The 11,092-nt window shown below is 42.6% G+C and carries 9 protein-coding genes and 1 pseudogene; 9 read left to right on the top strand and 1 reads right to left on the bottom strand.

Annotated elements, in window-relative coordinates; all coding sequences use genetic code 11:
- The 6 genes from VB083_RS05470 to VB083_RS05445 form a co-directional block, all read left to right on the top strand.
- On the top strand, positions 1 to 336 hold a 336-nt coding region (locus VB083_RS05470), incomplete at its 5' end, for a malic enzyme-like NAD(P)-binding protein (protein ID WP_323401846.1).
- A gap of 19 nt (positions 337 to 355) precedes the next feature.
- A complete protein-coding gene (fumC, locus tag VB083_RS05465; RefSeq protein ID WP_213689873.1) occupies positions 356 to 1,732 on the top strand; it encodes a class II fumarate hydratase in 1,377 nt (458 codons plus the stop codon).
- A gap of 12 nt (positions 1,733 to 1,744) precedes the next feature.
- Positions 1,745 to 3,094 (top strand): MmgE/PrpD family protein, encoded by a 1,350-nt coding sequence (locus VB083_RS05460; RefSeq protein ID WP_213699776.1) that lies wholly within the window; start codon positions 1,745 to 1,747, stop codon positions 3,092 to 3,094.
- A gap of 16 nt (positions 3,095 to 3,110) precedes the next feature.
- Positions 3,111 to 4,487 (top strand): adenylosuccinate lyase, encoded by a 1,377-nt coding sequence (purB, locus tag VB083_RS05455; RefSeq protein WP_213692221.1) that lies wholly within the window; start codon positions 3,111 to 3,113, stop codon positions 4,485 to 4,487.
- Positions 4,488 to 4,510: 23 nt separating this feature from the next.
- Positions 4,511 to 5,842 (top strand): serine dehydratase subunit alpha family protein, encoded by a 1,332-nt coding sequence (locus VB083_RS05450; RefSeq protein WP_213692220.1) that lies wholly within the window; start codon positions 4,511 to 4,513, stop codon positions 5,840 to 5,842.
- On the top strand, positions 5,829 to 6,416 hold the full coding sequence (locus VB083_RS05445) for a DUF1847 domain-containing protein (RefSeq protein WP_213692219.1): 588 nt from the start codon (positions 5,829 to 5,831) through the stop codon (positions 6,414 to 6,416). Before VB083_RS05450 ends, VB083_RS05445 begins: the two co-directional genes overlap by 14 nt.
- Before the next feature lie 57 nt (positions 6,417 to 6,473).
- On the opposite strand, the gene VB083_RS05440 is transcribed toward VB083_RS05445, so the two are convergent.
- Positions 6,474 to 7,655, bottom strand: a complete 1,182-nt coding sequence (locus VB083_RS05440; protein ID WP_323401845.1) for a PatB family C-S lyase — start codon at positions 7,653 to 7,655, stop codon at positions 6,474 to 6,476.
- 214 nt (positions 7,656 to 7,869) lie between these two features.
- Between VB083_RS05440 and VB083_RS05435 the strand changes: the two genes are divergently transcribed.
- From VB083_RS05435 to VB083_RS11755, 3 genes and pseudogenes are all read left to right on the top strand, one after another.
- A complete protein-coding gene (locus VB083_RS05435; RefSeq protein ID WP_323401844.1) occupies positions 7,870 to 10,443 on the top strand; it encodes an adenosylcobalamin-dependent ribonucleoside-diphosphate reductase in 2,574 nt (857 codons plus the stop codon).
- Between the two features lie 139 nt (positions 10,444 to 10,582).
- A complete protein-coding gene (locus VB083_RS05430; protein ID WP_323401843.1) occupies positions 10,583 to 10,966 on the top strand; it encodes a M20/M25/M40 family metallo-hydrolase in 384 nt (127 codons plus the stop codon).
- Positions 10,927 to 11,085 (top strand): annotated as a pseudogene (locus VB083_RS11755) (peptidase dimerization domain-containing protein); the annotation flags it as partial. The gene VB083_RS05430 and the pseudogene VB083_RS11755, both read left to right, overlap by 40 nt.
- Positions 11,086 to 11,092: the final 7 nt, after the last annotated feature.

The following is an 11,092-nucleotide window of genomic DNA, read 5'->3' as shown; positions in this document are numbered from 1 at the left end:
ATCTTTGCTATGGCCAATCCTACGCCTGAAATTTATCCTGATGAAGCTCAGGCTGGCGGTGCTGCTGTTATTGCTACAGGGAGAAGCGATTTCCCGAACCAGATCAACAACTGTCTTGGTTTCCCTGGCATTTTCAGAGGCGCTCTTGATGTTCGCGCAAGCACAATCAACGAAGAGATGAAACTTGCTGCCAGTAAGGCTATCGCTGAGCTTATTTCTGAGGATGAACTCACAGCTGAAAGAATTATTCCCGAAGCTCTCGATCCTCGCGTTGCTCCGGCTGTTGCCAAAGCTGTCGCAGAGGCAGCCAGAAAAACAGGTGTAGCTCGAGTATAAAACTCTTAGGAGGCTGACCATGGATTTTAGAATAGAAAAAGATTCTTTGGGAGAGGTGCGTGTCCCCAGCGATAAGTTGTGGGGTGCCCAAACTCAAAGAAGCTTCCAGAATTTCGAAATTGGAACGGAAAAGATGCCTGCAGAAGTACTTCATGCCTTTTTTATTTTGAAGAAGGCCGCAGCTCTTGCTAACGTTAAACTTAATAAATTGAATAAAGATAAGGCCGAAGCGATTATACAGGCTGCTGATGAAGCTCTAGATAATAAACTTTCAGAAAATTTCCCGCTTGTTGTTTGGCAAACGGGAAGTGGCACCCAATCAAATATGAACGTGAATGAAGTGCTTGCGCATAGAGCTAATCAAATAAACGAAAAAGCTTCTGTTCATCCCAACGACCATGTCAATATGTCGCAAAGTTCCAATGATACTTTCCCAACAGCTATGCATATAGCGGCAGTTCTTGCTTTGGAAGAAAGTGTTTTGCCTGCGTTAAAAACATTGCGGGCCTCTCTTCAAAAGAAGTCTGAAGCTTTTATGGATATAGTAAAAATTGGCCGGACTCACCTGCAAGACGCAACGCCACTTACCCTTGGACAGGAATTTAGTGGCTGGGTGAATATGCTTGATCGCTGTGAAATGATGATTAAGCAAGGAAGTGACAGTCTCAAAGAACTTGCGTTAGGGGGAACGGCTGTCGGTACGGGGTTAAATGCACATCCCGATTTTGCTCGCCTTGTGGCTGAGGAAATAGCGACTTTGACAGGTTTTCCTTTTAAAACCGCACCGAATAAATTCCATTCTTTAACGAGTAAAGATGAATTAGTGTACGCACATGGTGCTCTCAAAGCCTTGGCTGCTGATCTTATGAAGATAGCTAACGATGTTCGTTGGCTCGCATCAGGTCCTCGTTGTGGCTTAGGTGAACTTATCATCCCTGCCAATGAGCCGGGAAGTTCTATTATGCCAGGTAAAGTTAATCCTACGCAGTGTGAAGCTGTAACTATGGTTGCCGTTCAGGTTATGGGGAATGACACTGCTGTTGGTATTGCTGCAAGTCAGGGCAACTTTGAGCTTAATGTGTATATGCCGGTGCTTATCTATAACTTCTTGCAATCTTGCCGTTTATTGGCTGATGTAATGATTTCTTTCGAGAAGAATTGCGTTGCTGGAATTACTCCTAATAACGAAAAAATTGAGCATAATCTCAATAATTCTCTCATGCTTGTTACAGCTTTGTCTCCTCACATTGGTTATGACAAAGCAGCTGAAATAGCTAAAACAGCTCATAAAAACGGAACATCATTGAAAGAAGCGGCTCTTGCTCTTCAGTACGTTACAGAGGAAGAGTTTTCTATGTGGGTGCAGCCTAAAAACATGGTAGGACCCCACGCATAAGGAGGAAAAACATTGAGTTATTCCAGAGAATTAGCTTCTTTTATTCATGGCGTTGCCTATGAAAAACTTCCAGAAGAAGTTGTAGCTAAAACAAAAGATTGTGTTTTGGATTGGTTAGGGGCGGTGCTGAACGCCTATGAGCATCCTAACATAACTCAAAAATATATAAACTTCGCTCTTGAAATGGGTGGGGTTGGAAATCTTTCTATATTAGGAAGCGATCAGAAAACGAATCCTCTATGGGCTGCTTTTGCCAATGGAGCGTTGGGGCATATTTCTGAAGTGGATGATGGGCACCGTGAATCGATTATGCATATCGGAACAGTTGTCTTTCCGGTAATTTGGGCTCTCGGAGCAGAAAAAGGCATAACTGGTCACAAGGCTATTGAAGCAGCTGTTGCTGGATACGATTTGGCTATCCGTGTAGGAGAGTGTCTTGGGCAAGATCACTACACTATTTGGCACACGACTGCAACAGCAGGAACTTTCGGTGCTACGGCTGCGGCGGCGAAAATTTTAGATCTATCTGAAGAACAAATTGTTTGGGCACTTGCTCATGCTGGGGCTCAGGCATCCGGATTATGGCAATTCCTTCTTGATGGACAGGTAGAAGCAAAACCATTCCATCCAGGGAAAGCTGTTCTTTCAGGAATTATCGCTGCTCGTCTTGCTCAACAGAATATTCCTGGTCCTGAGCATATTTTCGAAGGGGAAAAAGGCTTTTGTAAAGCGGTTTCCCCATCGAGTAATTATGCAAAATTAAACGATAGATTAGGAACTCTATATAAAGTGAGTGAGGTTAACTTTAAGGGGTATCCCACTTGTGGACAGACCCACTCCATGATCGACGCAACTCAAAAAATTTTAAAGAAAACTCCACTTGACCCAGAGAAAATCAAGCGGATTGAAGCTCGAGTTTATCAAAAAGCCATCGATGTTGCTGGCATTCTTAATCCACGGACATTGGAAGAAGCAAAATTTAGCATACCGTTCTGTTTGGCCTTCTTGATAACGAAAAAAGAGATTACTTTTGTCAATATGACCGAAGAGACCTTAAAAGATTCAACTATCCAGAACGTAATGAAGAAAGTTGAACTAGTTTTTGATGAAGATGTAAATAAGAAATTTCCTAAATGTCGTCCATGTAAAGTTTCTATAGAGCTCGTTGATGGAACAATTCTTACGGAAGAGAACTTATACCGACGTGGGGATCCAGAAACACCAATGAGTCGTGAAGAAATGATTGATAAGTTTAACCAACTGACATCGTATCGATTTTCAGAGCAAAAACGAGAAAGTATTGTTCGTTGGACATATGACATGGATAAAATTAATGCATTTGATTTTGAATCCTTACTATAAGCGGAGGGCTTAAGAGATGTCTCATATTATTGATTCTGAATTTTATAAAAATGGTTGGGGAACAGAAGAAGCACGAGCTGTTTTTGATGATAGAAAAAGATACCAGAGATGGTTGGATATCGAATCTGCTTTAGCTAAAGTTCAAGGGAAACTTGGAGTTATTCCTGAAGAAGCAGCTGAGGAAATTCAGAAAAAAGCTCATATGGAGCTTCTTGATATAGACGCTATCAAAAAAGGTATAGCTGAAACTGGACATTCCTTTGTTCCTCTTATTAAAGCTGTTCAGAATATCTGCGAGGGTAATGCTGGAGAATACATCCATTATGGCCCCACAACGCAAGATATTGAAGACACTGGAATGGTTATGGAAATCCGCGATGCATATCACATCATTTTCAGAGATCTTTGCCGTATGGAAGAGATATTGATTCCACTTGCTGAAAAATATAAAGATTTCCCCATGGCAGGCCGTACTCACAACCAACAGGGACTTCCTATTACATTAGGCTTGAAATTTGCAGGGTGGATTGCTGAAGTTCGTAGAGATATTGAGCGAATGAAACATATGAAAGAGACTCTTTTCGTAGGAATGCTTCATGGCGGCACAGGTACTATGGCTGGCCTTGGTGAAAAGGCTCTTGAAACAATAGATGGTGTAATGAAAGAATTAGACTTGGGAGTTCCCGCAACAGGCTGGGGAAGCTCTCGTGATACATTCGCAGAATATCTTTCCGTACTGGGAATGATTGCAGGAACCATAGGAAGAATCGCAAACGAGATATTCCAGTTAAGCCGAACAGAAATTCTTGAACTTCAAGAGCCTCTGGGAGAACATTATGTTGGTAGCAGCACTATGCCTCATAAGAGAAATGCCGAAACATCTGAATTTGTTGTTGCAATGGCTCGAATCGTTATTTCTAATGCAAATCTTGGACTTCAGGGTATGATTTCTGAACACGAGCGAGATACAAGAAGCTGGCGTCTAGACTGGCATTCTATGCCGGAAAGCAGTATTATGACAGCGAAGATGCTTGAGGCGTGTAACGCTGTCTTAGCTGGTTTGGATATCAATGAAAAAAGAATTTCCCAAAATTTAGATATGCTCCATGGAATGCTTTTCTCTGAAGCTCTCATGTTCTATATAGGTAAAAAAGTAGGAAAACAAACAGCCCACCATCTCATTCGTGATGCCGTAATGCAAGCACAAAACAACAATATGAAGTTCCGAGACATTTTGATGAATGACCCTGAAATAAAGAAACATGTGTCATCAGCTGAGCTTGATGCTGTTATGGATTATTCAAAACACATAGGAAAATCTGTTGAATTAACAGAGCAAGTTATTGCTCGTTCAAAAGAGTTGTCTGCTTCAGATAAAGAATATTTAGCCTAGCACAATATAAAGGGGGAAGAAATATGTTTACAGTGAAAGAGTTTTTGCACTCTGAAGTAAAACCCGCACTTGGGTGTACTGAGCCCGGTGCGGTAGCGTTGGCTGTCGCCCGGGCGTGGGAAGAGGCCGGCCGTGAGAAAGTCAGAAATGTAGAAGCAACGGTTAGCAGCAGTATCTATAAGAATGGAATTGCAGTCGGCATCCCAGGCACAAATGGCTTAAAAGGAAATGTTATCGCTGCCGCTCTGGCGGTCATTTGTGGTCATGCTGATTACGGCCTTGAAGTATTGCGAGATTGTACTGATAACGCTGTAACGCAGGCAGAGAGCCTCATAGAACAGAATTGCGTTAAAGTTTTACCCGACATGAATAAACATGGTGTATATGTGCGGGCTATAGTGACGACAGAACATCACACCGCTGAATGTGTCATTGAAGGAAGCCACACTAATATTGTTAAAGTTACTCTTGATGGCAAATCAACATATGCCCTTCAAGGAATTTCTCAGAATGCAAATAAAAACGATGAAAAAAGTATTCCTGACCAGATCAAAGCAATGTCCTATCGTGACCTCGTAAGCATCATGGATAATATGGACGAAGAGGATATTGATTATGTTATGGAAGGCGTACGAATGAATATGGAAATTGCCGAACTTGGGCTTGATCCTAAGAGAAAATTAGGGCTCGGTGTAGGTAAATCCATGATGAAATATGTTGAAGATGGGGATACCCGAACCCTTGGTAATAAAATAAAAGCTATTTCTGCCGCTGCTTCAGATGCACGAATGGGCGGAGCTCCCCTTCCTGTTATGAGCAGCGCTGGAAGCGGAAATCACGGAATAACAGCGATTTTGCCCGTATATATTGTGGCAGAGCATTATCATAAAAATAAAGAAGAAATGGCAAAAGCTATTACACTCAGCCACCTTACCACGAGCTTTCTTAAAAGCAGAATGGGAAGGTTAAGCCCTGTATGTGGGTGCAGCGTTGCCGCTGGAGCTGGTGCAGCAGCTGGTATAACATTCCTTCTTTCAAAAGATTTGCATAAAGTAGAAAAGGCTGTTGAGATTCTTGTCAGCAACCTCGTTGGTATGCTTTGTGATGGAGCAAAAGATACATGTGCTCTCAAGGTTGGAACGGGAGCATACGAGGCTTATTGTGCAGCTATGATTGTGCTTGATGGAAACGAACTCGATGGGCCTCAAGGCGTTGTTGATGAAACGATAGAAAAAACTGTTGCCAATGCTGCGGCAATTAATATCGAAGGTATGACAAACGTAGATAATATCATTATTGATTTCGTCTCTCGACGATATGCAGAGGAGGACCCATCTGAGCATGCAGTGTCATAAGTGTAAAGCCCACCCTTGTAGAGAGGGAAATCCATGTGTTACTAAAGACAGCTTGGCTCTCTATGAGGAAAATTCTCTCGATAGACGGCTTGTTACCGTTTCAGCAGAGATCGAAGCTCTCTTTTATGGAGAAGCCTGTCGAGTTGATGAAACACTGGAATTTGCGCGGCGAATGGGATTTAAAAAGTTGGGGCTCGCTTTTTGTGTTGGTTTTGCCGAAGAAGCTGCCATTTTGGGGGATATCATCTCCAAGGAGTTTGAACTCAATTCTGTCTGTTGCAAAGTTGGCGGCATGACAAAAGAAAGCCTTGGAATGGAAAGACGCCCCTGGCTGGGAAGTGCCTCATGCAATCCTGCCGAGCAGGCCAGAGTTTTAAACGAGGCGGGATGTGAGTTCAATATCCTTTTAGGCTTATGCGTAGGTCATGATTCTGTTTTCTACCGTCACTCGAAAGCACCAGTGACGACATTAGTTGTAAAAGATCGGAAACTTGGACATAATCCTGTAGCAGCTCTTTATTGTCCATACATTAGAAAGAACTTGGGCAAGCCCTTAAAAGAGAGAACGGAATAAAAGAGTAAAAAAGAGCGGAACCTTCATAAACAGAGGTTCCGCTCTTTTTATCTATCGTTATTTTTCAATACACGCAACAGCGCGTGCAATTCTTTCGAGCCCCTCTTTGATAACGGTTCGAGGTGCAGCAATATTAATACGCATAAAGCCCTCGCCGCCCTTACCGAACCAGGCTCCGTTGTTCATAGCTACACGAGCCTTATTGACGAACAGATCAAGAAGTTCGTCGCCAGAAAGGCCGAGTTCACGGCAGTCAATGAAAGGAACATATGTTCCTTCCGGTCGAATCAGCTTTATTGAGGAAATGTTCTCTTTCAGGAATTCCTCGATAAAATTTACGTTTCCTTCAAGGTATTCAATTAACTCTTCAAGCCAAGGTTCTCCCTTTCGATATGCAGCTTCCAGAGCAAATGTTCCGAAGATGTTTCCACTGTCGATATGAAGAAATTTTAGGATTGAAGTGTACTGAGCTCGAAGATCTTCATTAGGAATAATAATGGCAGATGTTGACAGCCCTGCAATATTGAAAGTCTTGCTTGGAGCAATACACGTAATAGTTCTCGCTGCTATTTCATCAGAAAGAGATGCAATTGGAATATGGCGGAATCCCTTATAGATAATATCTGAGTGAATCTCATCAGACACAATAATAAGGTTGTGACGAACACAAATTTCGCCAATCTTTCGCAATTCTTCTTCTGTCCAGACCCTACCAGTCGGATTATGAGGATTGCAAAGGAAGAGCATTTTTACCGACGGATCTATTTTCTTCTCAAGGTCATCAAAATCAATTTCAAAATGGCCATCACGAAGCACAAGAGGGTTCTCTACAATATGACGTCCCTGACCGCTTGCTGAACTATAAAAGGGAGGGTATACAGGTGTTTGTAAAATAATACCATCGCCAGGCTGAGTTAAAGCGAGAACAGCCATGGAGAGCGCAGGAACTACACCAGGGGAATGGCATATCCACTCAGGCTTAATTTTCCAGTCATGTCTCTTGTCAACCCACTGTACAATTGACTCGAAATAGCTTTCTGTTTTTCCTGTGTAGCCAAAAATCCCGTGGTCAACTCGTTCTTTAAGCACTTCAATAACTTCTGGAGGGGCTGTAAAATCCATATCAGCAACCCACATGGCAAGCAAGTCGTCACGCCCAAATTTTTGTTTTAGAAAATCCCATTTTTCACACGAAGTATGATGTCGATCAATAATAGTATCGAAATTATATGTACTCACTACTTTTCCTCCTCCGCAGAAGTTTATGCTTTTTTACATGCAGCATTATGATATCATGTTACACCCTGGGTAGTATTGTAATAAATGTCCCAAGAAAAAAAGAGTATTTACGACCATATAATGAGAAAAAATTTTGTGCTAAATTTATAATTAGCGTTTTTACTTTTCATGAGCCCTATATATAGGGTAATTTTATAAAGAGAGGTCGAGAGATATGATGAAACATTTTCAAGAACGCTTTAATAGACAGATCGACCTGAGCGTGCTTGAGCACCCTTCAACTCCTCGTTTGTCAGAAAATGCCATGTGGCTTCTTACCCAGCGTTATTTTATTGATCGTTACGATGAGGAAATAGGTGCGGTACGTCAGGAGCGTTCTTTTGAGGAATTTGCACGCCGTGTGGCGCGTATTATCGCCAGTGCCGAGACCCTCTATCTCGACAAAAATGATTCTCACGCTCTTTCTTGGCTTCAAACCCTGGAAAAGAACATCTTTAACGATATTCTAAACCGGAGGTTTTTGTTTAATTCCCCATGCCTTTTCGGGGCCGGAGCGGGAATGACCATCGAGCCAGAACTTGCGTCGATGATCTATAAATCACCTGACGACATGACCTTCGATGACTACGAAAAGCTACTTGCATCGAAAACAAAAAACCAGCAGCTTTTTGCGTGTTTTGTTATTGACATTCCCGACAGCATAGAAGGAATTTTCGATTCCGTCAAAGACGCCAGCATCATCAGTAAATTCGGCGGCGGCGTTGGTGGCAATTTTGGATGGCTAAGAGAAAAAGGGGCAGGAATTAACGGTGGAACAGGTGGACAGGCTAGTGGCCCAATCTCCTTTATGGAGACATGGAATACCATGGGCTCTGTTGTTGTTCAGGGAGGACGTCGTCGTGCTGCTCTCATGGGAATGCTTTTCGACAATCATCCCGATATTATGGATTTTATTGATGCCAAAGTCGAAGAAGGAAAACTTTCGTACTTCAATATATCTGTATGCGTTTCAGATGCCTTGATTGAAGCTGTGAATACCGGCGGCGATTTTTCGCTCATGTCCCGTATTAATGGCACAGAAGCACGTACAGTTAAAGCTGAAGAGCTTTGGAACAAACTGTGTGAAAGTGCGTGGAGACGGGGAGATCCCGGAGTTTTCTTTATTGACAGAGCGAATGCCGACAACCTTCTAAAACTTGATAAAGACTGGTGCATTGAATCGACGAATCCCTGTGGCGAACAGCCGTTGCCTAACTATACGAGTTGCAACCTTGGTTCGATCAACGTTGAAGCCTTTGTTACGACACAAGACGGTGTTTCTGCTTTTGATGCTGAGGGCTTTATCGATCAGGTCTATCGTTCAATATACTACCTTGACCTTGTTATTGATGCCTGCTCGTATCCTTTGCCTCGCATTGAGGAACGAACGAAGAAAATTCGTCCGGTGGGTCTTGGTGTTATGGGGCTTGCTGATGCTGCTATTATGCTTGGAATGCGTTATGGCTCTGACTCTTTCAATGAGTATTGTACGGCTCTCGGAGAAAGCATGTCAGCTGCCGCTCTCTCTGCAACTGAAGAGCTTGTTTCAGTTATGGGCAAAACTCCTTTCGATGAAAGCCACTTGGTTAAAAAGCTTTTTGATGCCTTCAAGGCAGAGATACAACAAGAAGAGCTCTTTACCTCTACGTGGTTTGAAGAGGCCGATCTTGATGACATGAATGCCGTTTTAGCCTTCATGAAGCAGACAGAGACGGTTCCTTATACATTGGTTAATGCTATTGAAAGCCTTATAAACAACGAGAGACTGGGAGACGACAAAGAACGTCTTTCAAAAGTAAAAGAAGTATTGAAAGCCCTCTCTACGGGGCAGATTCGAAATAGTCGGCGGCTAAGCATTGCTCCTACAGGATCGATTTCCATGCTTATGGATACAAGCTCTGGAATTGAGCCTAACTTTGCATGGTCGTGGACACGTCGCATAATGAAAACTGACGGCTCAGGCCATGAAATGCGAGAATTTTGGCATAAGCTCATAGACCAAGAACAGTTGCAAGAACTGAAACAGACAGGGCAAATCGCTAACCCGAACTATGTAACGGCTTATGACATTTCTACTGATGAACACGTTGCGGTAACAGGTATTTTCTCCCAATACATCGACAGTGGCATTAGTAAAACAGTGAACTTGCCTCATTCGGCAACAGTAGACGACGTGAAGAGAGTATATGAAATGTGTTATGAAATGGGAGCCAAGGGAATCACCATCTATAGAGACGGCTCTCGTTCCGCTCAACCCATTGAAGTTAAAAAGAAAGAAGAAGTTCCTCACACAAGCAAAGTTAAAAAACGGCCAGGGCTTGTTGTTTTTGGAAAGACAATTAAGCAGAAGACTCCGTGGGGCAGCATGTATGTAACCCTTAATTTTGATGGAACCGACCCCTTTGAAGTCTTTGCAACAATAGGCAAAAGTGGCTCAGAATTGAACGCTATGACAGAAGCTCTTTCACGGGCTATTTCAATCGGCTTGCGAAGTGGTGGAAAACTTGAAGACTTTATAGCTACGTTGAAAGGCCTTTCTGGAAAGGAATATTGGGTGTTCGACTACGATGATACACATATTGCGCGCTCTATCCCCGATGCTATCGCCATGCTTCTTGAAAAATTGATAGAAAAAGAAGGGCAGGAAGAAGAACATAGGGATTTGAAATGTCCCGAATGTGGCAGCCCCATGGAAATGATTTCTGGATGTGCTTACTGTTTTAGCTGCGGTTATTCACCGTGTAAGTAAAAATAAAAGATTTAGCCGGTCTCAAACTTGAGGCCGGCTTTTTTTATTGATGATAACTAATCTTGACAAAATGTTTTACTGTACACTATACTACGGCATAACTTTGCAGAATAAGAGTTATATCTATGGAGGATGTCGTATGCGTGGCGTTTATTCTTCTGTAGTGGAGAACGGCATACTTGGGGTACTTAAGGGCAGTGGAGCTTCAAAATCTATAATGCTTCGTGCGGAAATGGATGCTCTTCCTTGTGTTGAATCCCCGTCGAATTTATTAGGCGCGAAAAAAGTTTGCTCTTTAACGGAAGATGCAGCACATCTTTGTGGTCATGATTTTCATCAAGCCATTCTTCTTGCCGTAGCCAAGGTCTTGTCTAGTGATAGTGTTGTTTTTCCAGGAAACATATACTTTTGTTTTGAGTCTGGAGAGGAGACAGGTGAAGGGGTAGACGCTATGGTGGGAGGCCCGATCAAACAGCAGACCCAATTACATGTGCCGCTCAGATTATTTGTGGTATCAATGTAATATCTTCGCGGATAGTTAACCCTATAAAACCTTTAGTTCTTACTATAGGTAGTGTTCATGCCGGATCAGCTCGTAATCTCATTCCCGAGGAGTGTTCTTTTTCAGGAACGATTCGTTTTTTTGACC

Source organism: Aminobacterium sp., from assembly GCF_034926885.1.
Taxonomy (GTDB): domain Bacteria; phylum Synergistota; class Synergistia; order Synergistales; family Aminobacteriaceae; genus Aminobacterium.
This window is presented reverse-complemented; position numbering and strand designations above follow the sequence as displayed.

What these genes read in the sequence shown, in the direction of transcription:
- fumC (WP_213689873.1), top strand. Translation starts at nt 356, where the DNA reads ATGGATTTTAGAATAGAAAAAGATTCTTTGGGAGAGGTGCGTGTCCCC.
- purB (WP_213692221.1), top strand. Translation starts at nt 3,111, where the DNA reads ATGTCTCATATTATTGATTCTGAATTTTATAAAAATGGTTGGGGAACA.
- VB083_RS05450 (WP_213692220.1), top strand. Translation starts at nt 4,511, where the DNA reads ATGTTTACAGTGAAAGAGTTTTTGCACTCTGAAGTAAAACCCGCACTT.
- VB083_RS05445 (WP_213692219.1), top strand. Translation starts at nt 5,829, where the DNA reads ATGCAGTGTCATAAGTGTAAAGCCCACCCTTGTAGAGAGGGAAATCCA.
- VB083_RS05435 (WP_323401844.1), top strand. Translation starts at nt 7,870, where the DNA reads ATGATGAAACATTTTCAAGAACGCTTTAATAGACAGATCGACCTGAGC.
- VB083_RS05430 (WP_323401843.1), top strand. Translation starts at nt 10,583, where the DNA reads ATGCGTGGCGTTTATTCTTCTGTAGTGGAGAACGGCATACTTGGGGTA.